This window comes from Phocaeicola fibrisolvens (assembly GCF_025567125.1).
GTDB classification, from domain to species: Bacteria; Bacteroidota; Bacteroidia; order Bacteroidales; family Bacteroidaceae; genus Phocaeicola; species Phocaeicola fibrisolvens.
Genome location: NZ_JAOQJI010000005.1, coordinates 1 through 23,891, shown reverse-complemented (window position 1 = coordinate 23,891; position 23,891 = coordinate 1). Strand labels below are relative to the sequence as shown.

Sequence of the window (23,891 nt, the reverse complement as noted above, 5' to 3'; positions counted from 1 at the left end):
TTTTTCTGCTCTTTTCATATATTTGTGACCTAATTTCCTTACAAACCATTTCAAATATCGAACTATGAGCAAAAAGCTATCGTGGGTACTCTTGTTTGCCCTATTAGGAAGTGTGGCAGTTACTGGATGCACGGATGAAGATCCACAAGAAAATAACCCATCCATCGGCCCCTCCGACAATGACAAAGATACAGATGACGACCCATCTCAAAGCATATCTACCGAAACGTATTATGCCAATATGTTTGGTAAAGACGCGTTAGAGACCTATTACCTATGGAACGAAGAAATCAGTGAAGACCTGAACCGATGGAACATTGAAACCAACAATGACCCTATCGGCACCTTCGACCAGATAAGATATCACGAAGGAGAAAAATACATCGACAAATGGTCCATGCTTACCGATGATATGACTTCTTTTGAGAATGAAATAAACGGTACGGTCACTACCTTCGGCTGGAGCTTGAGTTTATACGATATCTCAAGTTCTGAAGAAAAAGAACGATACATAGGAGTGGTCAATTATGTATACAAAGATTCTCCGGCTGCCCAAGCTGGACTCAAACGAGGAGATATCCTTCTCACGATGGACGGTAACATCATAAATTCCAGCAATTACCTGAACCTCTATTATGGTAGTACACTGACCGTCACCCTTGGATTATTGGGGTCGGACAATTACATCCACGAACAAAACAAAGAAGTGTCACTTACCGCCGTTTCCATGTATGAGAATCCGGTGATTTGCGATTCCATCTATGAATTCAATGGTAAAAAGGTAGGTTATCTGGCTTATACAGGATTTGACCTGTCATCAATTCCCCAACTCATTGAAATCAGCCGCAAGTTTAAATCAGAGCAGATCAAAGAACTCATCCTCGACTTACGCTACAATGGAGGAGGATATGTGACCACAGAACATGTGCTGGCCTCTCTTTTCGCGCCCCAAAGCGCAGTAACCCAAAAAGAAGTTTTTGAGAAAGAAGTTTATAACAAGCTTTTGACTCAATATTACCAACAAGAAGGCATCGATTTGGAATACCGTTTTGGCACAGATTTTGAGTATCAGGATCAAGACCAAACTGTAACAGTGAGTACCAAGGACGCCAACATCGGACTGGAAAAAATTTACGGACTGATTGGTTCCGGATCCGCCTCCGCTTCAGAAGCTCTTTTGGGAGGACTGATGCCTTACACGCAGATAGAACTTATCGGAAGTCAATCTCATGGAAAATATTGTACGGGAGCCCTACTCCCAGCCAAAGACTTCTACGTGCAATCACCGGCCGAACTCCACAACTGGGGAGCTTATGTCATGATAAGTATTTATCAGAATGCCCAAGGGAAAACACCTTGTATGCCCGACGGCTTGACTCCAGACATTGTCATTGAAGACAATCCGCTCCTACCTTATGCCATAGGCGACGTGAACGAACCGCTGTTAAAGCAGGCACTTATCGAAGCTGGACGTACTTACGATGACGGCACGTCATCTACCACTCTCAGCCGTAGCATGGTTTCCAAGTTCCGTAAACTGCCCCAGGTAGAAAATGTGACTTTTGGGAAACGCATTCTGACATTACCCTCAAAAGCCCCACACAATATACTTATCAGAACAGAGCAAAAATAAAAACATCAGATTCAAAGAAATGGGCAGTTTCCAAATAGAGAAATTGAATAAACTTACTTATAATCTATAAGTTATTACATAAAAATCTCCTGCTTTTAGCCAGATAATCTAGATAAACGAAGGCTGAAGCAGGAGATTTTTATTTTTAAATTCAATCTACTCAGAGTTTTACCGTAACACTCTGTTTAGAAGCGACTTTATTCTTTTAGGGAATATACCAATCCTTTTCAAAGAATCATTCTTCCCACACCAGATAAGCAGAAATCAGCCAGTGATTCAATTCATTGCCGCTTGCAGGCTGTGCCTCAGGAATACGGACCGTAAAAGTATGCTTGCCGGCCTTTAAATCCTTCAAGCTTATTTCCTCCGGCGTCACATCCGAACCCGGGCACCAGTTAGAACGAGACAAATCGGAAGAAGCCAAGGGCTCTTCCACTTCTTTGGTCTTATAACCGTCTTCACTAATATAAGCCGCCAAACGTTTGATCAACCATACTCCTGTAGCGGGGTTAAAACGACGGAAAGAAGCACAATCATCTCGCCAAGGAATGAAATTATAGACCTCTTTTCCATCTACAGAGAGAATATTTCGCTTCTGTACAAATTCATCCCCACCTTCATGACCTCCATGGCCGGTAACAATGTATTTCAGACGTACATTCTTTGCATTCTCCGGTAATACGAAATCAGTGGAAACTGATTTGCGCGCAAAAATATCCGGATACGTCTGCCCGATATAATACACCGTATTCATCAAGGGTTCTACATGACGGCGTACCAGCTTTTCGCAAGTCACCGGCGTTTCCTTTACCTTCAGCTCCATACTGGCCACATAACCTTCTTTTGTCCAGGTATCAATAAAAATGCCGACATAGGCTTCTCCTTTCAAGGCCGGATATAAATCGGTGATATCCTGCTCCCATTGCACACATTTCTCCCATTTGGGGATATAGACCGGACGGCGCTTACTGGACAACGAATCATCATTCTCGCTGTAATATCCCACCCCAAATGGCGTCATGAAACGCATCAGTTCAATCGTAGGCAAGTAGTCCTTTCCGGGCACGATTCCCACCATCTTCTCCAATTTCAGGCTGTCGATTTCCGGGAACTTCTTTTTTCCCTGTGCAATACTCAACAGATTGATGGCCGAATGTTTGGGAATCACAAAGCAAGAACCCGACTTATCCCAGCGGTCGCCATTTGAAGCCACCGTCACTTTCACACTCACCGTTACATCCCGTTGGTAATCGGGTATCTGAATCTTCTTCAAAATGATACGCCCGTTCACCAGGTGAATGACGCCATTGGCATCAGCCTCAGCGTAATTGGGATACACATCCGGTGCGAAACGAATATTTTCCTTATTAAACACTGCCAAATTTAAATCTCCCTTGGCCGGAAGTTCCTTATGTCCTGCCGCATAGATATTCATGGCCACGAACAAGGAAACAAACATACTAACTATCTTCATATACTTATAAATGATTATTTTACAACTTCAAAACCTCTCTTGTCCAAATAGGCTTTAAATTTACGAAGGTATTCCTCGTCCGGACCATCAAAGAAAGAAACGCCAGAAGCACCGTTGTTAAAAGCTTCCTCCAACGCCTGCTCGAATGTATTTTTAATATCCGGGAACATCAGCCCCGCATAAATCTTTGCTTTTCCATGAACAGTCTGAACACTTTCCTTGACCGAACGCCCAATCCATTCCGGCCCTTCATAATAAAAGCCATTGTAAATCATCGGGAAATATGCATCGAGTGACCATTCTCCCCAATCCTGACGCACCATCTTACGAGCCATCGACGGACCGGGGAATACAGCTGCAGAGATTTGCTTCCCTTCTGCCTTGAGAGTCCGCGTAATCTTATCCACCACACGCGTAATGGCATCCAAGCGGAAGTTTATCCACGACTGGTCTTCCATCGGATATTTCAATTCCAACGGATCCTTCCCGGACTGTTCCTTAAACATTCTCCGACACACCTCACAATAACAATAATCGTATTCCGGCAATTCCGCTGTCTGCTCAATGCCATAATTCTTCCATAAACTAACCGGAAGCACCACATCCGGAAAACGAACATAATCCAAATGTACTCCATCCACATAAGGCAGATTCGCTTCTTTCAAATAATCGGCAGCCAGATATTCAGCCACACCTTCATGATTCGGACACAAGAAACGATAATAATCCACATAAGCCGGTTTATCGTAGCAAGACTCTCCCTTGCGGTTTACGGCAAACCAGTCGGGATGTGTTTCAAGGACCTCCTTACGGTTCATCGTCCACTTCCAATAATGAGCCTCCAGCCCCGCATCTTTACACACCCGATATGTATTCTCGTCATATCCTTCAAACATGACTCCACTAATACCGCATTCTTTCATCAAGGCAAAATGTTTTTTATAAAACTCATCCCCTTTTTCTTTATTGATACGCATCCAGACCCAGTTTCTCACCTGCCGGGGAGTAATCGCCTCACAAATAAACCGTCCGTTCTGATCCACCACATAACGTATTTTTTCTTTCGGTACGGTTACTGACATGCAGAATGTACGACTGGTAGCTTCTACGGATATTTCCGAACCCACAGGTAAATCCTGCAGTTCCGCATCGGTCAAAAAGAAATTCTCTTTGGCACGCAGATAATTCTTCTCTTTGGCATAATAATCCAGCTGCGCATAAAACATGGCCCACAGCAATTTATAAGCAGCTAAGTTATAGGGATATTTAAATGTATCTGTACCTTTTCCTACCACTTTATCCGAAAGATACAAGAATCCCCATCGGTCGGGCATGTGCATATCAATCCGTCCCGTAGGCATCCATACCCAGTTTTCCTCCCGCTGTCCGGGCTTTAACCACTGCACCCGTGAGAAATTAATACGCCAGTAATTCCCTGCCTTAGCCGGGTTGGAGAAATTTACCGTCAACGCCTTATGAGGTATAGCCATTTCTACCGTCCATTGTTTGTCTTTATCGTCCGACCTGTTCAAAGTTCCTTCACGATGTACAGCCAGTTGCAATCCCGGACAATCCCATTGCACCAGGAAATTACCCCCTGAACGGTAAGGCTTATCCAACATCAAATCGAACATCACTCCCTTTGCATTAGTTTCTATTTCAAAGTAATTCTGCCCATCGCCATCCGGGTCTAAAAATACCTCAAAATCATTATCATAATAAATAATCGTATCCCGCAGACTCAGCTTTGCCTTAATATCTTCTTCCTGCAAAGTGGCAGCCACATAAAGATAGTAATCATCCCACAACATTTTAGCCGATGTATCATAACAAGGCTTAGCAAATCCCTTTCCACTAATATCTACAAAAGAAGAAGTAGGCTGAGCCTTCTGCCAGTCTGCCTCATCCAGCTTCCCATCAATTTTTATTTTTCCATTTGTACGATAGCAGACATAACCTTCGGGCAACGTAAGCATACGCTCGTATCTTGTATATAAATTCTGCGCCCAAAGCTGTCCCACTACTAACAATGCAAACAAACTACCTATTACTTGTTTCCTCATGTTCCTGTTTTTATTAATTACTTTCAATTACCTGCCCTGCTCCCCGATACAATTTAACCGGTCCATCCAACAGTACGGCCACAACGGTTATCTGCGGATCCAGCACACGATCAGGCACATCAATATAAAGATTACCAGGAACCTCACTCCAATAGTTTTTGTTGTAAACCTTATAAGATAACATGGCTCCGTTGCCTACTACCCACACTCGGTTCACCTTGTTCATCAATCCCTTCACTTCAATCGGGCCGTTAGGCTTGTAAGGTAAATACAGATACAGAATATCTCCCCCCTTATTCAAAGTGGTATATCCTTGAAAATGTTCCGTCGGGATACCCGCACGAGTGTCATAAATAGCTTCTTTGTGTTTCTTGGTCCAACGCCCAAATTCCTTCAAGATAGCCACTTGCTCTTCAGGAATGGTTCCATCTTCCTTCGGACCGATGTCCAGCAACAAATTTCCTCCCATACTCAGGCAGTCGACAAACGTACGCAACAAAATAAAAGGAGATTTATAATTGGTATCCGTATGCTGATATCCCCACGAGTCATTCATCGTCATACACAACTCCCAGTATTTATCCTGAGGACGCACAATAGGAACACCCTGTTCAGGAGTCGCATAATCTCCATAACCTTGGATACGGGAATTGATAATCACATTCTTATTATCCGAACGCAACAAATCTACAATGCCCTTTGAATTCCAAGCCTCAGCCGTTTGTTCCCAGTCACCATCAAACCAATACAAATCCGGCTTCCATGTTTTGTTCAATTCCGACAGCTGTGCCATATTAAATTCCACAAAACGTTTCCAACGTACAGAATCATTCGTATAACGCACATCAGTACGTGTCATATTTGGATAATCCGGATGCGACCAGTCCAACAATGAATAATAGAATCCCAGTTTCAACCCTTGCTTACGGACTTCTTTGACAAAAGGACTGATTAAATCTCGTTTTGCCGGTGTACATTTCACCGTACTCAACTCTCCGGCTTTAGTATCCCACAAGGCCATACCATCATGATGCTTGGTCGTAATAACGGTATAACGTGCCCCACTTTCTTTTATCAAATTCACCCAAGCCTTCGGATTATATTTTGAGGCAGTGAAACCATCTTTCTGACTCATATATTCTTCATAAGGCAGATATTTATTGAAAAAAGACCAGCTCTCGGATACCCCTTTCACCGAATAAATACCCCAATGAATAAAAATGCCCAACTTGGCATTTGCAAACCACTCCATCCTTTTTTCCTTCTGCGCATCGACCTGTTCCTTCTCCGGTGTCTGTCCCCAAACTGGAGTCCCCAAAAATCCGAACAAAAGCAACGCTGCAAGCAATTGATTTTTCATGATAATAAAAGATTTAAATTAACAACAAACACTCAAAAATTAATCTTATCCAAGAACCAACTTCCACAGTTTTCCCTACGGAATAAGAAAACCTACATGAGTAAAAAATAAAAATTGGTCTAACTATTCTCAAATATACAGATTTATTATCTGTATATCGGACTCTTCCACCTTATTTTTATTTATTTTTCTCACATTGTATCAAATTTATGCTTAATCAACGAATCCCTCAGATTTTTACGTTGAGCCCAGATTTTTACGTTGAGCCACATAAATCATACTCTATGAAAAATGGCAAAACGATGATTATATAACGAAAAGAGGATGCATCATTTTGACACATCCTCTTTTTTGCGGAAGCTGGGGGATTCGAACCCCCGGTACGGTTACCCGTACGGCAGTTTAGCAAACTGCTGGTTTCAGCCACTCACCCAAACTTCCAGTAGCCGATAGTAGCGCATACGGGAATCGAACCCGTGTTTCAGCCGTGAGAGGGCCGCGTCCTAGGCCACTAGACGAAAGCGCCATTTCTCTTTCCCAAAACAAGAGCGGAAGCTGGGGGATTCGAACCCCCGGTACGGTTACCCGTACGGCAGTTTAGCAAACTGCTGGTTTCAGCCACTCACCCAAACTTCCATTCTTTGGGAAACGCATTTTCTTTCAAATGCGGTGCAAAGATAGAGCGACTTTTTGAGTTGTGCAAACTTTTGCAGATTTTTTTTCGAAACAGAGTATTTACCTCCTGCAGCTTAAACCCCATACGTTTTTGTAATTAATACAAATTAATAATATACCATAAATCAGGTATTGCGCATAAGCTGCTTTTTCGCTACCTTTGCAACGGTTTAAAGAGAACCAAATTCATATAACTTTTTAATATTTCAATTTATGGCAATGAATTTTAAAGAAGGTCGTTGGAACCATGAAATCAACGTCACCGATTTCGTAAAGACAAACATTACGCCTTACGAAGGCGACGCTTCATTCCTGGTGGGTCCAACTGAACGTACAAAAGCTGTTTGGAATAAATGTCTGGAAGCATTGGCTGAAGAACGTGCAAACAATGGCGTACGCTCTCTTGATCCATCTACTGTATCAACCATCACTTCTTTTGCACCTGGATACATCGACAAAGAAAATGAAGTTATTGTCGGTTTGCAGACTGACGAAGTGTTACGTCGCGCCATCAAACCGTTCGGTGGTATCAAAGTGGTAGAAAAAGCTTGCCGCGAAAACGGGGTAGAAGTTGATCCTAAGGTAAAAGACATTTTCACGCATTACCGCAAAACACACAATGACGGAGTATTTGATGCGTATACAGAAGAAATCCGTTCCTTCCGCTCACTCGGCTTCCTGACAGGGCTGCCGGATAATTATGCACGTGGACGTATCATCGGCGACTATCGTCGTCTGGCACTTTATGGCCTGGACCGTTTGATTGAAGCCAAGCAGAACGATTTGCGTCACCTCACAGGCCCGATGACGGATGCCCGTATCCGCCTCCGCGAAGAAGTGGCAGAACAAATCAAGGCCCTGAAAGAAATCAAAATAATGGGAGAACAATATGGCCTTGAATTGGGACGTCCCGCTCTCAATGCACAAGAGGCTGTACAGTGGGTATATATGGCTTATCTGGCCGCGGTAAAAGAACAAGACGGTGCGGCCATGTCACTGGGTAATGTTTCCTCTTTCCTGGATATCTATATTGAGTACGATATGGCTCATGGTCTGCTGGATGAAGCCCATGCACAAGAATTGATTGACCAGTTTGTCATCAAGTTGCGTATGGTGCGCCACTTGCGTATGCAGGCATATACCGATATCTTTGCAGGCGACCCGACATGGGTAACTGAATCAATTGGCGGACGCTTCAATGACGGACGTACCAAAGTGACGAAAACCTCTTTCCGTTTCTTGCAAACATTATACAACCTCGGTCCTTCACCTGAACCGAACTTGACCGTTCTGTGGAGTCCGGAATTGCCGGAAGGCTTCAAGAATTTCTGCGCTCAGGTATCAATTGATACTTCTTCTATCCAATACGAAAATGATGACCTGATGCGCGAAGTCCGCAATTCAGACGATTACGGTATTGCCTGCTGCGTTTCTTATCAAGATATCGGCCGCCACATCCAGTTCTTCGGTGCACGCTGTAACCTGGCAAAAGCCCTGTTGCTGGCCATCAATGGTGGACGTTGTGAAAATACAGGAACCCTGATGGTAAAAGGCATTCCGGCATTGACCAGCGATGTGCTGAACTTTGAAGAAGTACTGGCCAATTATAAGAAAGTATTGAAAGAAATGGCCCGTGTATATAATGAAGCCATGAACATCATTCACTACATGCACGACAAGTACTACTACGAAAAAGCCCAAATGGCATTTGTAGACACTGACCCAGCTATCAATTTGGCCTATGGTGTAGCAGGTATGTCTATTGCAGTCGACTCACTTTCTGCCATCAAATATGCCAAAGTAACTGCACGCCGCAACGACATCGGCTTGACAGAAGGCTTCGACATCGAAGGAGAATTCCCTTGCTTCGGTAATGATGACGACCGTGTAGACCACTTGGCTGTCGACCTGATTTACTATTTCGACGAAGAGCTGAAGAAATTACCGGTTTACAAGAACGCCAAACCGACCTTGTCTATTCTGACAATTACTTCTAATGTAATGTACGGAAAGAAAACAGGTGCTACTCCCGACGGACGTGCCAAAGGCGTAGCATTTGCACCGGGGGCCAACCCAATGCATGGACGTGACAAGAACGGTGCCATCGCTTCATTGAGCTCAGTTGCCAAATTGCGCTATCGTGATTCACAAGATGGTATCAGCAATACCTTCTCTATCGTACCCAAGTCACTGGGAGTAGATATGGAAAACCGTATCGAAAACCTCGTAACCATGATGGACGGTTATTTCGTGAAAGGTGCTCACCATCTGAACGTAAACGTACTGAACCGAGAAATGCTGGAAGATGCCATGGAACATCCGGAAAAATATCCTCAGTTGACTATCCGTGTGTCAGGCTATGCTGTGAATTTCATCAAACTGAGTCGTGAACACCAGTTGGAAGTGATTTCACGTAGTTTCCATGAACGCATGTAATTGAAACTAAAGAGTATATTATTCACAAGACACAAGCTATCCCGGTATCCCGCGGAAAGCTTGTGTCTCTTATTTTCTATTCAATTATGATTAAAGTACATTCATACGAATCACTAGGCACTTACGACGGCCCCGGAATACGTCTGGTAGTATTTTTACAAGGATGCAACTTCCGATGTTTGTATTGCGCCAATCCCGATACGATTGATGCCAAAGGAGAAAGTAAAGAAACTGCATCAGAAGAAATTCTAAAAATGGCAGTAAGTCAAAAACCCTTCTTTGGGAAAAAAGGAGGCATTACTTTTAGTGGAGGAGAACCTACATTTCAAGCCAAAGCCCTCGTTCCTTTATTCCGAATGCTAAAAGCAGCCGGCATCCACATTTGCGTCGATACAAACGGAGGAATCTGGAACGAGGATGTAAAGGAATTGTTGTCACTGGCCGACCTCGTGCTGCTGGACGTAAAAGAATTCAATGACGAACGTCATAAAATACTAACCTCCAGAAGCAATGCACAGACGCTAAAAACAGCTGCCTGGCTAGAAGAAAACCACAAACCGTTTTGGTTACGTTATGTACTGGTACAGAACTACAGCTATTTCAAGGAAGATATAGAAGCACTAGGAGAACACTTCAAAAATTACCAGATGATTGAACGTGTAGAAATACTTCCCTATCACACACTGGGAGTACATAAGTATGAGGCCATGCATTTAGACTATAAACTAAAAGAAGTAAAACTGAATACACAAGCTCAATTAGACGAAGCCAAGTCACTGTTTGACAAACACTTTCATACTGTCTATGTAAACTAATCGATTTTTATTCAAAAAAAAATCAAGATTACGTGCAGTATTCCGTCTTATATTTCATTTATATGACAAACAACAGGAAACATAAGACAACGTTATATGGAAAGAATAAGGTTAGTGAAAAGTACCGAGATGGGAAAAGAAAAATCAAGAAAAATTTCCAGCAAACAACTGGAAGCAAAAATTACAGCTTATACAATTTTATTGGCTGCGATTGTAATGAATATATTGTGGTGGACAGGTACACAGTTCTTGGAGTTGAACAATAACCACAATATTACAAAAAATGCAAGTTCCTTCAATCAAGAACTTATGCAACATAAATAACACCAATTGCATCTTCAATAAAAAATCCAGCATTTTGTGAAAATGCTGGATTTTTTATTCTTCTATATCTTCCTTATACCAACAGAACCGTCAACTCACGTGCACCATGAGCTCCCAGAACCAATGCCTGCTCAATATCGGCAGTTTTTGAAGGACCCGAAATAAACACACCGTAACCATATTCACCTGTATCAATCCTTTGGTAAGCTTCATGCATGTTATTGACCAAATTTTTTCGGTCGAGCAAAAGAATCAACGCTTCAGAAATAAAATACACCGCACGCTGTTCCACATCCTGCTCCACCCAGACGGCCCCATTTTCACAGACGCCGATACGTCCGCGTACCACAGCCAGGTCGGTTCCATCCAAATCTGCCGATGCAGCCACCTCGTCCGGATGGAAAGTGGCACACGTAATCTCTTTCAAGTTGGAGGCTATGCGTTTGGCATCCGGATACAACTTGCGAATCAAATCATTTATATCTTCACCGTCCTTTACCTCCACAACACGTCCGCCGACTTCCGCTACCACTTTAGTGAACTGTGCCACCGGATTGGCATACGTAATCGCTTCCTGTTCCAGAGCAGATAAATCGGGTTTCTCATAACGCACCCGCGTATTCCGACGAATATTTTGTAATATATCTTCTCTACTACTCATAATCCTTATTTTACTTTACCCTTTTTCCACATCTCATTAAAGCTTTCTTTGGCAAACTGAGGCATATCATGTTCTTTCCCCCAGTCATTCAATCCGTTATATATCAGTGCATGCGGGAATGAGTTCACCCACGACGCCCGTGCCAATGCAAAATTGAATAAGGCTGGGTGTTCCATCAGCACTTTCATACCTCCCGACATGGTCCGTTTAGATGAACTGGCCACTCCCAAATCGTCCAACTTCTGCCGCCAACGGTAAATCTGGTCGGCCAAGTCCACTTTTGCCGGACACACATTCTGACAAGAATAGCACAAAGAGCACGCCGATACGTTGTCATAATAATGCAAAGGAGCTTTCAGCATACCCAGATTGATGCCGATAGGCCCCGGAATAAAATACGTATACGAATATCCTCCCGAACGACGATATACCGGACACGTGTTCATGCACGCCCCACAGCGCAGACAGTTCAATGTCTTCACATGCTCCTGATCGGCCAGAATATTACTGCGCCCATTGTCCACAATAATGATATGCAATTCTCCTCCCTTACGCGGCTTGCGGTAATGAGAAGTATAAGTAGTAATTGGCTGTCCCGTACCGGAACGTGCCAGCAGGCGGGTAAATACACCCAAAGCTTCCCGGTCGGGCACAATCTTTTCCAACCCGAAAGCGGCAATCTGCAATTTAGGTTGTGAAGTTCCCATATCGGCATTCCCTTCGTTGGTACATACCACAAACTCACCCGTAGAAGCCACGGCAAAGTTGGCACCGGTCATGGCTGCCTCTGCCTCCAGGAACTTATGACGCAAATTCTTACGGGCTGCATGTGTCAGATAAGTCTGGTCGTTGTTGCCCGGTTCTGTACCCATCTCCTTTACAAACAGTTCACCGATTTCTTCCTTCTTGATGTGGATGGCCGGCACCACAATATGGCTCGGTTTCTTGTGCATGAGCTGGAGAATCCGTTCTCCCAAATCGCTTTCTACCACGTCAATCCCTTTCTGAATCAAGAATTCATTCAATCCACATTCCTCAGCCAGCATGGATTTGCTCTTGATGAAGCGATGCACATTATGTCCGTGCAAGATATTATAAATAATAGAACAGTACTCATCCGCATCCTTTGCCCAATACACATGTGCTCCATTTGCCTGGGCATTCTTCTCAAACTCCTGCAAAAGCAAGTCAAGATGACTGTTGCTATACATTTTAATGGCAGAAGCCATATCACGCAAATGCTCCCATTCCGGTACTTCCCGGCTGATTTTATCACGTTTGGCACGCATCATCCACAATGTCTGGTCGTGCCAAGCTGCCAGTTCCTTGTTCTCCTGAAACTTCTCGGCAGCTTTCGAATGTTTCGTACTCATAATCCTGCTGCTAAAACTTCTACAATATGAATGGTCTTGATGGGCAATTTCTCCCGGGAAATAATCCCGTTCTGATGCATCAGACAAGAACTGTCTGCCCCTACGATGTATTCAGCTCCCGTATCGATGTGACGCTGCACCTTGTCACGCCCCATCTGCCCGGATACGGCATGTTCCTCCACCGCAAACATACCGCCAAAACCGCAACATTCATCCGGACGTTCTGGCTCTACAACCTCAATACCTTTCACCAACGACAACAAATCGCGCAATTTATTATAATAAGGTATGTTCAATTCACTCGGAGAAGAAAGGTGCATCAGACGGACCCCATGGCAACTGTTCTGAATACTCACCTTGTGAGGAAAAGAAGCCTGCAAGGAGGTAGGCTTCACCACATCATGGATGAACTCACAAATATCATAGATTTTTTCTTCACTAGCACAACGGTGCGACTCTTTTGCCAACAGGTTACCATAATGGTCACGCACGAACACTACGCAACTAGCCGACGGGCCTACAATGTAATCATATTGTTCAAAAAGACGGTCAAAACGACGGGCCAACTCCACAGACTCTTCCTCAAACCCCGCATTCGCCATCGGTTGTCCGCAGCAAGTCTGATCCAGCGGATAATCGACATCTACCCCCAGACTTTTCAGTAACTTAAAAGAAGCTACTCCCACCTGTGGATAAACGGCATTGATATAACAGGGAATAAATAATCCTACTTTCATATATCTAAATCAGTTATTAGTCTTCTTTCGAGCAAAAGTAAAAGGTTTTCTCCGGATATGAAAATTTTCCTTTGCATTTTGAACAGGTTTTAAAGACGAACAACAAACTGTTACAAATGCGTGCGCCCCGCGAATCACTTCGCAGGGCGCACCCAACTAATAACTAACTTCTTTTACTTTTGTGGTTTACGTAATTTCTATATGACTAACACTGCAAAGATACGGGAATCCGCTTTTCCGGACAATACCTAAAATTGGGTATTTTAGAATCGGTCCAAATAGCAAGATTCATTTATAAATTCATTTTCACTTCACTCAGTTCTACCAACTTGTTTACAATGGCATAAATGGTCAATCCAGCTGCCGAATGGATTTGCAGTTTCCTCGTGATGTTCCTGCGATGCGTAATAACCGTATGTACAGAGATATACAATTTCTCAGCAATCTCCTTGTTGGTCATTCCGCGGACCACACAACCCACAATTTCCTTTTCCCGCTGACTCAATGAATCCTGATCGCTGTCCTCTTCTTCCGCCATGTTCATCAGCTGAGAAATCTTGTGCGACAATGAATCCACATCATCAAACAACCCTACAGAATCATCATAACCTTTCAACTGGCTGACATCTACCATCGTATAAATCAATGATACAAACTTCATCGACTGCTCGGCATATTCCTGCTTGAAAGCAGCCACGTCAAACCATCCCCCAAACTGAGGATTTATCACCAATACTTGAGGCCTGTGCGCCTCCATGCAATGCCGCAACCCCTCTTCCGAAGAAATTTCAATCACCTGCACCGACAAATCGGGCAGACGTCTCAACACAGCCACCAGTCCGCTACGGACAATCATCGACTTTTCAGCCACAGCAATGTATATTGTTTCTTGCGGTTTCATTTTATCTCCTTTTCAAGCTCCATAATGGCGGGCACAAAAATATAATCTTCCACCCGGTTGTGTGAAGCCAAATCTTCCTCACAACTAAAAATATCGAACAGCGTGGCATTCAACAGCTGATTGTCACCACCTGACGGATAATATTTGATAATGATATTTTTCAATTCGGTCAATTTGGCATTTACCTGGTCATGACGACGGGCAAACACCCCGATACTGTAGTCCGGCAAGCGCTCTCCCTTCAACAAATGCTCCACATACGTAAACACCTTTTCATTTTCATATTCCATGTGCTTCCGTACTTCATGCACATACGCATCAAAAAACTTGACTATGAGAAAAGCCACTTCGTTTTCCGAAGAACAATCAATGGCTTCAATCAGTTTCCGACGGATGGTAGGCAGCTGAAAATCCAGAAAATAAGAATGTGCCCGCTTCAGATAATCCATCAAGGCCGGAATGGAAAGCCCGCTCAAATGGTCATGAATATGGTTGCTCTCCTCACCGAGAAAGTTCACTACAATTAAAAACGTATTGCAGTCCACATTGTTCATCGCGCAGACTTCCTGCACCGACTTGTCACCAAAGCCCAGCGAAACGCCAAAGCGGCTCAACACTTGCAAAAGCGCATAGTTCTCGCATATCAGGTCACTCATTTTGTCCGTGGGTTTATACATCCGGGTCGTATTGTTACACATAAATATCGTATTCATCATTTTACGTGGCAAAATAAAGAAATCCAGTCAAAAACCGCAATCACTATTTTTAGGTATATTCCTGCGCTTTTTGACCTTTCAGACAAAGATACACCGCAGTCCTCCATTTTACGATGGAGAAATACACAAAAATCTCTAAATAAAAGCCGAAAAAACCGCCGCCGATACGTAGAAAAAAATTACCTTTGTTACATAAACTTTAAAATTATCGCATTATGTATACCATACAGGCCAACGCTTCCGGTACACGAAGCATCGACGTTTCTGAAAAACATCTGGAAACCATTGAAAAATATTCACTTTTCCAACAACTCATTGACAGCAACGGCATCGTAGACGAAACCGTGCTCGACAAGCTGAAACTGAACATCCGTTCACTGATTGCTTCCATGGAAGAAAACAGCAAGGATTTGCTCGACTTGTGCATCGACGTCATTTACCACAACAACATGAAAGCCTTCGGACTGCACCAGCTCATTCTGCTCTATATCAAATGGGAAAGAGAAAAGGAAGAGAAAGAAGACAACGAAGACGAATCTACAGAAGAAACCCACAATTCATAAACTGCCTTGAAAGAATACAAGCTGACCGACTGGCTGCCTACGACCAAGAAAGAAGCCGAACTGAGGGGATGGAATGAACTGGATGTCATTATTTTCAGCGGGGATGCCTATGTGGACCATCCTTCTTTCGGAGCTGCCGTCATCGGACGAATGCTCGAAGCCAAAGGCCTGAAAGTGGCCATCATTCCCCAGCCCAACTGGCGCGATGACTTGCGCGACTTCAAGAAACTGGGAAGACCCCGCCTGTTCTTCGGCGTTTCTGCCGGATGCATGGACAGCATGGTCAACAAATACACGGCCAATAAACGACTGAGAAGTGAAGATGCGTATACTCCGGACGGACGCCACGACATGCGTCCGGAGTATCCCAGCATTGTCTATACACAAATTCTGAAGAAGCTGTATCCCGATGTACCGGTGGTTTTGGGAGGTATTGAAGCTTCCCTCCGACGACTGACACATTACGACTACTGGGAAGAAAAGCTACGTCCTTCCATCCTGGTGGAATCGGGAGCGGACTTGCTGATTTATGGCATGGGCGAAAAGCCTATTACGGAACTGAGTGAACGACTGCTGAAAGTGGAAGGAGAAACGCATGCCGGCGACCTGCCACACGACATTCCGCAAACGGCTTACCTGATTTCGCAGGAAGAAGCTGCCCACCTGCCGGAGAATCCCAACGGACAGGGTGACCTTACCCTGTATTCCCATGAGGAATGTCTGAAAGACAAAAAAAAGCAGGCACAGAATTTCCGCCACATCGAGGAAGAGTCCAACCGTTATGCCGCGGCCCGCATACTGCAACAGGTAGGCAAGCAGACAGTAGTGACCAATCCTCCCTATCCCCCGATGACACAAGGGGAACTCGACATGTCGTTCGACCTGCCTTATACCCGTCTGCCGCATCCCAAATACAAGAACAAACGGATTCCGGCATACGAAATGATTAAATTCTCTGTCAACATCCACCGAGGCTGTTTTGGCGGATGCGCTTTCTGTACCATTTCGGCCCATCAGGGAAAGTTCATTGTCAGCCGAAGCAAGGAAAGCATTCTCAAGGAAGTGAAGGCCATCACCGAGATGCCCGACTTCAAAGGCTATCTGAGTGATTTGGGAGGTCCTTCAGCCAACATGTACCAGATGGGAGGAAAAGATACGTCCCTCTGTCAGCGTTGTAAACGCCCGTCGTGCATCCACCCCAAAATCTGCCCGAACTTGAATACCGACCATCATCCACTGCTGGAAATCTATCATGCGGTAGACAGCTTGCCGGGCATCAAGAAAAGCTTTATCGGAAGCGGAGTACGTTACGACCTGCTTCTGCACCAAAGCAAGGACGCGAAAACCAACCAGAGTACCAAGGAATATACACGCGAACTGATTACACGCCACGTAAGCGGACGACTGAAGGTGGCACCGGAACATACCAGTGACAAGGTGCTCTACCTGATGCGCAAACCGCCCTTTGAACAGTTCTATGAGTTCAAGCGTATCTTCGACAAAATCAATAAGGAAGCCGGACTGCGGCAGCAGATTATTCCCTACTTCATCAGCAGCCATCCCGGATGTACGGAAGAGGATATGGCCGAACTGGCCGTCATTACCAAGCGGTTGGATTTCCATCTGGAGCAGGTGCAGGATTTTACCCCGACCCCTATGACGGTCTCCACGGAGGCATGGTACACCGGACTGCATCCTTACACCCTGGAACCCGTCTTCTCGGCCAAAACGCCGCGCGAAAAGCTGGCCCAGCGCATGTTCTTCTTCTGGTACAAGCCCGAAGAACGCAAGGCCATCATCAATGAACTGCGGAAAATTGGCCGCAGCGACCTGATCAACAAGTTATACGGAAAATAAGGAATCCACGTGGGGTTCGTCCGTGTCAGGCATGACGCGGACGAATCTTACGGACCACCGTCGACAACGTTTTCTGAATGGTCTTAGTCAACACAATCAACGTGACGGCCACCAGAATCAGAAAAATTCCCCAAGCCTCCTGTGCCGTAAACGATTCGCCGAAAATCAAAGCACCGATACAGACAGCCGTCACCGGCTCCATGGCTCCCAGAACAGAGGTAAGCGTACCCCCGATATGCTGTACGGCCAACACCAGCGTGATATTGGAGATGACGGTCGGCACTACGGCCAACAGCACCAGATTCCCTACCGACACGGCGTCCGGCACCGGTTGTATTCCTTGATTGGTCAGCGCCTTCACGGCAAACATCACCGTGCTGACAATAAACACATAAAAAGCCAGTTTCCGCCCGTTCATATCGCGCAGACGGGATTTGTTGACTGCCACAATATAACTGGCGTAGCATACAGCCGAAAGGAGAACGATAATCACCCCCGACACATCAAACGACAATTCATCCCCTTTCAATGAAAGTTCAGACACGCCATACACCGCCAGCAGAATGGCAACCCATGTCACCCAAGACGCCTTCTCACGAAACAGCACCCACATCAGCAAGGTGACGAACACCGGATAGGTGAAATGCAGGGTAGTGGCCACTCCCGCCCCCATAAAACCATATCCCCAAAACAAGAACATGGCCGAACCGGTGTAAAACAATCCCAGCAAAAGAAACAGCGGAATATCCCGCAGCTCTATATGAAACGATTCCTTTTTCACCTTCATCATTACCCCCAAAGCAAAGGTGGCAAAAAGGAACCGATAGAAAAGAATGGTATCAAACATCATCCCTTTCCGCATCAGCGGAAGGGTAAACAAGGGTATCAAACCGAATGTCACCGAAGTGGCAAGTCCATAGAAAAATCCTTTCAAACTGTTCATACTGCGAAATGTAAGAATAAACTCCGCAAAGGTACACAATTCAGGCCGATATACCTAACACAAAAGAGGCCACAGAAACCTTCTTCGGGTTTCTGCAGCCTCTTCCGGTTATTTTCATCGCAATAATCAGCGGTCTTTTATCGGCTTGTAATCCACTTCCTCCAGCACGTTCTTGTAGGCCGGACGGATGATGCGGCGACCTTCGAAGTTCAGCTCCTCAATGCGGTGTGCCGTCCATCCTACGATACGGGCCATGGCAAACAGCGGGGTATAGATTTCATGCGGCAATCCCATCATTTCGTAGATAAATCCCGAATAGAAGTCCACGTTCGAACATACCTGCTTCTTGGTACCTTTCACCTTCTTGAAACATTCTATGGCACGCTGTTCCAACAGTTCCAGGAAAGCAAATTCCTTTTCGCATCCCTTTTCTGCCACCAGCTCGCCGGCCAGTTCCTTCAGCAAGACCGCACGCGGGTCGGAAATGGTGTACACCGCATGACCGATACCGTAAATCAGTCCGCTGCCGTCGTATGCCTCCTTGTTCAACATACGGGTCAGGTACGTATCAATCTCATCCACATTCGTCCAATCGGAAATCACCTCCTTCAAGTGATGGAACATCTTGATCACCTGAATATTGGCTCCTCCATGTAACGGACCTTTCAAAGAACCGATACCGGCGGCGATACTGGAATAGGTATCCGTACGGGTAGAGCTGGTGACGCGTACTGTAAACGTAGAGTTGTTACCACCTCCGTGTTCAGCCTGCAACACCAACAGCAAGTCAAGCATACGGGCTTCCAGCGGCGTATAGTCCTTTTTAATCATATAAAGGAAGTTTTCGGCCAACGACAGGTTCTCGTGCGGGTGACGGATATGCAAGGAACGTCCGTGTATGCTGTGACGATAAATGTTATAAGCATACGCAATGATGGTCGGGAACTTCGAAATCAGCTCGATGGACTGACGCATCAGGTTGTCGCGTGAGATGTCATCCGGATTCGGATCGAACGTATACATCTCCAGTACACTGCGGGCCAGGATATTCATGATGTTCTGTCCCTCCAGGTCGATGATGTTCATCGTGGTCTTCTTGTCGAGCGGCATGTTGTCGTTAATCAGTTCCTTGAACGAAGCCAGCTGTTCACTGTCCGGGAGTTCTCCCGAAAGCAACAGATAAGCCACTTCCTCAAAGCCGAAACGTTTCTCACGCAACAGCGCATGAGCGATGTCATCCAGGTCGTATCCACGATAGAACAACTTGCCCGGAATCGGTTTCAGTCCCTGGTCGGTACGTTCATACCCTACCACATTACCAATCTTCGTCAGTCCCACCAGTACTCCCGTACCGTCTTCATTACGAAGGCCACGCTTCACATTGTATTTGGTAAACAGTTCATTGTCTATACGGCATGCCTGCTTGGCACATTCGGAAAGCTTGTAAACGATATATTCCTTTTTCATAAACTACTCTTTTATCCATTAATCACTCCGACAAAAAAACCGTCTGCTCTTACAGCAGTTCGACGATTCGCTGTCCAAAATCCTTTGTTCCCAGTGCGTTTCCTTTCGGCATGAAACGGGCCAGGTCGGCCGTAGCTTCTCCGTTGGAGAATGCTTTTTCCAATGCATTCACAATCAGCTGGGCAGCTTCTTTCCAGCCCATGTATTCCAGCATCATCACCGACGACAACAACAGGGAGCAAGGATTGACCACATCCTGTCCGGCAATGTTCGGCGCCGTGCCGTGAGTCGCTTCAAAAATAGCATGTCCGGTCTGGTAATTGATGTTGGCACCCGGTGCGATGCCGATACCGCCCACCATGGCAGCCAGCTGGTCGGATATATAGTCTCCGTTCAGGTTCAATGTCGCAATCACAGAATATTCTTCCGGCAGCAACAGCGTATTCTGCAGGAATGCATCGGCAATGCAGTCCTTCACCACCAGTTTGCCTTCATTGATGGCCTTGGCTACGGCAGCCTTGGCAGATTCTTCGCCCAAGTCTTTCTTCAGACGGTCATACTCGTTCATGGTGAAAGTACGGTCCTTGAATTCCGTTTCAGCCACTTCGTATCCCCAGCGTTTGAAGCCTCCCTCGGTAAACTTCATGATGTTTCCTTTATGTACCAGTGTCACTGAAGGCAGCCCGTTGTCCAATGCAAACTGGATAGCTGCACGTACCAACCGCTGTGTTCCTTCCTTCGATACCGGTTTCACACCAAATGAAGAAGTCTCCGGGAAACGTACCTTGGTGACGCCCATTTCATCATGCAGGAATTTATAGAACTTCTGCGCTTCCGGAGTGCCCTGTTCCCACTCGATACCGGCATAAATATCCTCTGTATTTTCACGGAAAATATACATGTTCACCTTATGAGGTTCTTTTACCGGAGAAACCACGCCCTTGAACCAACGTACCGGACGCAGACAGACATACAAGTCGAGGGTCTGACGCAACGCCACATTCAACGAACGGATACCTCCGCCTACCGGAGTGGTCAGCGGCCCCTTGATACCTACCAGGTATTCCTTGAACGCATCCAATGTAGCTTGCGGCAACCATTCACCGGTCTTTTCAAACGCCTTACCCCCTGCCAGCACTTCTTTCCATTCAATGCTGCGCTTGCCCACGTAGGCCAGTTCTACCGCCGCATTGACAATTTTCTGACATACCGGAGTAATTTCAGCGCCTACTCCATCTCCTTCGATAAAAGGAATCACCACATTGTCGGGAACCATCAGTTTCCCGTCTTCCATATACATCTTGCTGTTACTCATATCTCTCTTATTTTTTAAAGGTGTTCAAGGCAGAACCTGCTTTGAACCAGTTAATTTGCATTTCATTATAGGTGTGAAGCACTTCGAAAGTCTCCGTCGTGCCGTCATCGTGCGTCAGTACGGCATACAGCGGACGTCCCGGTGCAAAATGCTGCAATCCCAGGATGGAAATCCGGTCGTGTTCACGCACCTTGTCGTAATCATCTTTGTTGGCAAAAGTCAGCGCCAGCATACCCTGTTTCTTCAGGTTGGTTTCATGGATACGCGCAAAGCTCTTGGCCAGAATCACCCGCACGTTCAGGAAACGTGGTTCCATGGCGGCATGTTCCCGGCTGGAGCCCTCTCCGTAGTTTTCTTCCGCCACAACGATAGAGCCCATGCCTTTCGCCTTGTACTGCTTGGCCACGGCAGAAACCGCCTCATACTCGCCCGTCAGCTGATTCCATACGCAGTTCGTCTTGCCGTTGAAAGCATTGACCGCTCCCATCAGCATGTTGTCGGAAATATTTTCCAGGTGCCCACGGAAACGCAACCACGGTCCGGCCATTGAAATATGGTCAGTGGTACATTTTCCCTGCGTCTTAATCAGCAACGGCAGTTCCAGGAAGTCTTCTCCGTTCCATGGAGCAAACGGTTCCAGTTTCTGCAAACGTTGTGAATCCGGCTGAATGGTGACTTCCACCTTGCCTCCGTCGGCCGAAGGAGCCACATACCCGTTGTCATCCACCGTAAAGCCTTTCAAAGGCAAAGTTTCTCCCGTAGGAGGATCCAGTTTCACCGCCTCGCCCTTTTCATTCTTCAGGGTATCTGTCAGCGGATTGAAGCACAAGTCACCGGCAATGGCAAAAGCGACTGCAATTTCCGGTGAAGCGATAAACGCATGCGTATTCGGATTCCCGTCGGCACGTTTGGCAAAGTTACGGTTGAACGAAGTCACGATGGAATTGGCCCGCAACGGGTCGTCGGTCACACGCTTCCACTGGCCGATACAAGGGCCACAGGCATTGGTCATCACCACGCCACCGATACTCTTCAGGTCTTCAATCATGCCGTCGCGCTGTGCCGTGCAATACACCTGCTCCGAACCCGGATTGATAATCAGCGAAGCCTGCATCTTCAGTCCCTTTGCCTTTACCTGACGGGCTACCGAAGCCGCACGGCTCAAATCCTGATAAGAAGAGTTGGTGCAGGAACCAATCAGTCCCACTTCCATTTTCTGCGGGAAACCTTCCTTCTTCACACGGGCCGCAAATTCCGAAATCGGACAAGCCGCATCGGGGGTGAACGGACCGTTCACATAGGGTTCCAAAGCCGAAAGATCGATTTCAATCAACCGGTCGTAATATTTCTCCGGACACAGTGCCACTTCCGCATCCGCCTGCAAGTCGGCTGCATTGGCCTCAGCCAGTAAAGCAATCTCCTCACGGCCGGTCGCACACAGGTAGCGTTTCATTTCCTCATCGTACGGGAAAACCGAAGTCGTGGCTCCCACTTCCGCTCCCATGTTACAGATGGTAGCCTTTCCGGTAGCCGACAACGAATGCGTACCTTCTCCAAAATATTCGATGATGGCATTGGTTCCCCCTTTTACGGTCAGAATGCCTGCCAGCTTCAGAATCACATCCTTCGGCGAAACCCAACCGTTCAGTTTACCGGTCAGCTTCACGCCAATCAGTTTCGGCATCTTCAGTTCCCATTCCATGCCGGTCATCACGTCCACCGCGTCGGCACCACCTACGCCGATGGCAATCATTCCCAAGCCACCTGCATTCGGCGTATGAGAATCGGTACCCACCATCATTCCGCCTGGGAACGCATAGTTCTCGAGTACCACCTGATGAATGATTCCCGCTCCCGGCTTCCAAAAGCCGATACCGTATTTCGAAGCCACACTCTTCAAAAAGTCATATACCTCTTTATTCGTGGTACAAGCAGAAGGCAAATCCTCTTCCACTCCTTTATATGCTTGAATCAAATGGTCGCAATGTACAGTGGCAGGTACTGCCGATACGGATTTCCCGGCATTCATAAACTGCAGCAATGCCATCTGTGCCGTGGCATCCTGCATGGCCACCCGGTCGGGACGGAAATTGACATACTCTTCTCCCCGACGGAACGGAGCCATCGTGTGCTCGTCGTACAAATGGGCATACAATATTTTCTCGGCCAAGGTCATGGCGCGCCCCAGTTTATTCCGGGCTTTTCCTACTTTTTCCGCATACGACGCATAGAACGTCTTCTGCATTTCCATGTCGTAAATCATCTGAGCAATCTTTTTATAACTTAGTGCGCAAATATATCGAAAATATATCACAATATCACACTTAAAACGAATAAAAAAATGACAAACTGCCATTTATTATTACATTTTATTAACAAAATACATCTTTCAACAGGAATCCGCCAATAAGTTACAAGCATCAAAATCCATACCCCCACAACTCCTCAACCATTCTTACTTTTTCATTTACATAAAAAAACAAAACATTAGTGTCCAATAAAAATGGACGAGTTAAAAAATTAATCAAATAGTCCTTCAAAAAGGGGATAATCGAGTTCTTTGATATCGTTGAAATCA

18 protein-coding genes and 3 tRNA genes are annotated in these 23,891 nt (G+C 45.8%); 6 read left to right on the top strand and 15 right to left on the bottom strand.

Annotated elements, in window-relative coordinates; genetic code table 11:
- Window positions 1–64: 64 nt before the first annotated feature.
- The gene (locus OCV81_RS03200; protein ID WP_148328312.1) at window positions 65–1,633 is read left to right on the top strand and encodes a S41 family peptidase; all 1,569 of its coding nucleotides are present in this window, start codon (window positions 65–67) and stop codon (window positions 1,631–1,633) included.
- A 235-nt stretch (window positions 1,634–1,868) separates the two neighbouring features.
- Here the strand turns inward: OCV81_RS03200 and OCV81_RS03195 are convergent, their stop codons facing one another.
- The 6 genes from OCV81_RS03195 to OCV81_RS03170 all read right to left on the bottom strand — a co-directional run bounded on the left by OCV81_RS03195 (window position 1,869) and on the right by OCV81_RS03170 (window position 7,166).
- Window positions 1,869–3,107, bottom strand: a complete 1,239-nt coding sequence (locus OCV81_RS03195; protein WP_148328310.1) for a PNGase F N-terminal domain-containing protein — start codon at window positions 3,105–3,107, stop codon at window positions 1,869–1,871.
- A gap of 14 nt (window positions 3,108–3,121) precedes the next feature.
- Window positions 3,122–5,170, bottom strand: coding sequence for a sugar-binding protein (locus OCV81_RS03190; RefSeq protein WP_148328308.1), 2,049 nt, complete (start codon window positions 5,168–5,170; stop codon window positions 3,122–3,124).
- A gap of 13 nt (window positions 5,171–5,183) precedes the next feature.
- The gene (locus OCV81_RS03185) at window positions 5,184–6,530 is read right to left on the bottom strand and encodes an alpha-L-fucosidase (RefSeq protein ID WP_148328306.1); all 1,347 of its coding nucleotides are present in this window, start codon (window positions 6,528–6,530) and stop codon (window positions 5,184–5,186) included.
- A gap of 354 nt (window positions 6,531–6,884) precedes the next feature.
- Window positions 6,885–6,971 (bottom strand) — tRNA-Ser (locus OCV81_RS03180).
- A 12-nt stretch (window positions 6,972–6,983) separates the two neighbouring features.
- Window positions 6,984–7,056: transfer RNA gene (locus OCV81_RS03175), tRNA-Glu, on the bottom strand.
- 23 nt (window positions 7,057–7,079) lie between these two features.
- A tRNA-Ser gene (locus OCV81_RS03170) sits at window positions 7,080–7,166 on the bottom strand.
- Window positions 7,167–7,418: 252 nt separating this feature from the next.
- Here OCV81_RS03170 and pflB point away from each other — a divergent pair.
- The 3 genes from pflB (at window position 7,419) to OCV81_RS03155 (ending at window position 10,780) form a co-directional block, all read left to right on the top strand.
- The gene (gene pflB, locus OCV81_RS03165; protein WP_148328304.1) at window positions 7,419–9,641 is read left to right on the top strand and encodes a formate C-acetyltransferase; all 2,223 of its coding nucleotides are present in this window, start codon (window positions 7,419–7,421) and stop codon (window positions 9,639–9,641) included.
- An 86-nt stretch (window positions 9,642–9,727) separates the two neighbouring features.
- A complete protein-coding gene (gene pflA / locus OCV81_RS03160; protein ID WP_148328302.1) occupies window positions 9,728–10,456 on the top strand; it encodes a pyruvate formate-lyase-activating protein in 729 nt (242 codons plus the stop codon).
- A 96-nt stretch (window positions 10,457–10,552) separates the two neighbouring features.
- A complete protein-coding gene (locus OCV81_RS03155) occupies window positions 10,553–10,780 on the top strand; it encodes a hypothetical protein (protein WP_148328300.1) in 228 nt (75 codons plus the stop codon).
- A 73-nt stretch (window positions 10,781–10,853) separates the two neighbouring features.
- Here OCV81_RS03155 and OCV81_RS03150 read toward each other — a convergent pair whose 3' ends face one another.
- The 5 genes from OCV81_RS03150 to OCV81_RS03130 all read right to left on the bottom strand — a co-directional run bounded on the left by OCV81_RS03150 (window position 10,854) and on the right by OCV81_RS03130 (window position 15,165).
- Window positions 10,854–11,441: a LutC/YkgG family protein gene (locus OCV81_RS03150; RefSeq protein WP_148328298.1), complete on the bottom strand. Its 588-nt coding sequence runs from the start codon at window positions 11,439–11,441 to the stop codon at window positions 10,854–10,856.
- Between the two features lie 5 nt (window positions 11,442–11,446).
- Window positions 11,447–12,814: a lactate utilization protein B gene (locus OCV81_RS03145; protein WP_148328296.1), complete on the bottom strand. Its 1,368-nt coding sequence runs from the start codon at window positions 12,812–12,814 to the stop codon at window positions 11,447–11,449.
- Window positions 12,811–13,551, bottom strand: a complete 741-nt coding sequence (locus OCV81_RS03140) for a (Fe-S)-binding protein (protein WP_022353620.1) — start codon at window positions 13,549–13,551, stop codon at window positions 12,811–12,813. Before OCV81_RS03140 ends, OCV81_RS03145 begins: the two co-directional genes overlap by 4 nt.
- A gap of 292 nt (window positions 13,552–13,843) precedes the next feature.
- Window positions 13,844–14,452, bottom strand: coding sequence for a response regulator transcription factor (locus OCV81_RS03135; protein ID WP_148328294.1), 609 nt, complete (start codon window positions 14,450–14,452; stop codon window positions 13,844–13,846).
- A complete protein-coding gene (locus OCV81_RS03130; RefSeq protein WP_394802511.1) occupies window positions 14,449–15,165 on the bottom strand; it encodes a hemerythrin domain-containing protein in 717 nt (238 codons plus the stop codon). Before OCV81_RS03130 ends, OCV81_RS03135 begins: the two co-directional genes overlap by 4 nt.
- Before the next feature lie 218 nt (window positions 15,166–15,383).
- Between OCV81_RS03130 and OCV81_RS03125 the strand changes: the two genes are divergently transcribed.
- Complete coding sequence (locus tag OCV81_RS03125; protein WP_022353617.1) at window positions 15,384–15,731, top strand: hypothetical protein; 348 nt, start codon at window positions 15,384–15,386, stop codon at window positions 15,729–15,731.
- A gap of 6 nt (window positions 15,732–15,737) precedes the next feature.
- The gene (locus tag OCV81_RS03120) at window positions 15,738–17,588 is read left to right on the top strand and encodes a YgiQ family radical SAM protein (protein ID WP_148328292.1); all 1,851 of its coding nucleotides are present in this window, start codon (window positions 15,738–15,740) and stop codon (window positions 17,586–17,588) included.
- Between the two features lie 25 nt (window positions 17,589–17,613).
- Here the strand turns inward: OCV81_RS03120 and OCV81_RS03115 are convergent, their stop codons facing one another.
- The 4 genes from OCV81_RS03115 to OCV81_RS03100 form a co-directional block, all read right to left on the bottom strand.
- A complete protein-coding gene (locus OCV81_RS03115) occupies window positions 17,614–18,531 on the bottom strand; it encodes a DMT family transporter (RefSeq protein WP_148328290.1) in 918 nt (305 codons plus the stop codon).
- A 126-nt stretch (window positions 18,532–18,657) separates the two neighbouring features.
- Entirely contained in the window at window positions 18,658–19,998 is a 1,341-nt protein-coding gene (locus OCV81_RS03110; RefSeq protein ID WP_022353614.1) for a citrate/2-methylcitrate synthase, read from the bottom strand.
- Between the two features lie 49 nt (window positions 19,999–20,047).
- Window positions 20,048–21,313: an NADP-dependent isocitrate dehydrogenase gene (icd, locus tag OCV81_RS03105; protein WP_148328288.1), complete on the bottom strand. Its 1,266-nt coding sequence runs from the start codon at window positions 21,311–21,313 to the stop codon at window positions 20,048–20,050.
- 7 nt (window positions 21,314–21,320) lie between these two features.
- The gene (locus OCV81_RS03100) at window positions 21,321–23,576 is read right to left on the bottom strand and encodes an aconitate hydratase (protein ID WP_148328286.1); all 2,256 of its coding nucleotides are present in this window, start codon (window positions 23,574–23,576) and stop codon (window positions 21,321–21,323) included.
- Window positions 23,577–23,891 lie beyond the last annotated feature (315 nt).

Coding starts and splice junctions, on each gene's coding strand:
- OCV81_RS03200 (WP_148328312.1), top strand. CDS start 65: ATGAGCAAAAAGCTATCGTGGGTACTCTTGTTTGCCCTATTAGGAAGT.
- OCV81_RS03195 (WP_148328310.1), bottom strand. CDS start 3,107: ATGAAGATAGTTAGTATGTTTGTTTCCTTGTTCGTGGCCATGAATATC.
- OCV81_RS03190 (WP_148328308.1), bottom strand. CDS start 5,170: ATGAGGAAACAAGTAATAGGTAGTTTGTTTGCATTGTTAGTAGTGGGA.
- OCV81_RS03185 (WP_148328306.1), bottom strand. CDS start 6,530: ATGAAAAATCAATTGCTTGCAGCGTTGCTTTTGTTCGGATTTTTGGGG.
- pflB (WP_148328304.1), top strand. CDS start 7,419: ATGGCAATGAATTTTAAAGAAGGTCGTTGGAACCATGAAATCAACGTC.
- pflA (WP_148328302.1), top strand. CDS start 9,728: ATGATTAAAGTACATTCATACGAATCACTAGGCACTTACGACGGCCCC.
- OCV81_RS03155 (WP_148328300.1), top strand. CDS start 10,553: ATGGAAAGAATAAGGTTAGTGAAAAGTACCGAGATGGGAAAAGAAAAA.
- OCV81_RS03150 (WP_148328298.1), bottom strand. CDS start 11,441: ATGAGTAGTAGAGAAGATATATTACAAAATATTCGTCGGAATACGCGG.
- OCV81_RS03145 (WP_148328296.1), bottom strand. CDS start 12,814: ATGAGTACGAAACATTCGAAAGCTGCCGAGAAGTTTCAGGAGAACAAG.
- OCV81_RS03140 (WP_022353620.1), bottom strand. CDS start 13,551: ATGAAAGTAGGATTATTTATTCCCTGTTATATCAATGCCGTTTATCCA.
- OCV81_RS03135 (WP_148328294.1), bottom strand. CDS start 14,452: ATGAAACCGCAAGAAACAATATACATTGCTGTGGCTGAAAAGTCGATG.
- OCV81_RS03130 (WP_394802511.1), bottom strand. CDS start 15,165: ATGAATACGATATTTATGTGTAACAATACGACCCGGATGTATAAACCC.
- OCV81_RS03125 (WP_022353617.1), top strand. CDS start 15,384: ATGTATACCATACAGGCCAACGCTTCCGGTACACGAAGCATCGACGTT.
- OCV81_RS03115 (WP_148328290.1), bottom strand. CDS start 18,531: ATGAACAGTTTGAAAGGATTTTTCTATGGACTTGCCACTTCGGTGACA.
- OCV81_RS03110 (WP_022353614.1), bottom strand. CDS start 19,998: ATGAAAAAGGAATATATCGTTTACAAGCTTTCCGAATGTGCCAAGCAG.
- icd (WP_148328288.1), bottom strand. CDS start 21,313: ATGAGTAACAGCAAGATGTATATGGAAGACGGGAAACTGATGGTTCCC.
- OCV81_RS03100 (WP_148328286.1), bottom strand. CDS start 23,576: ATGATTTACGACATGGAAATGCAGAAGACGTTCTATGCGTCGTATGCG.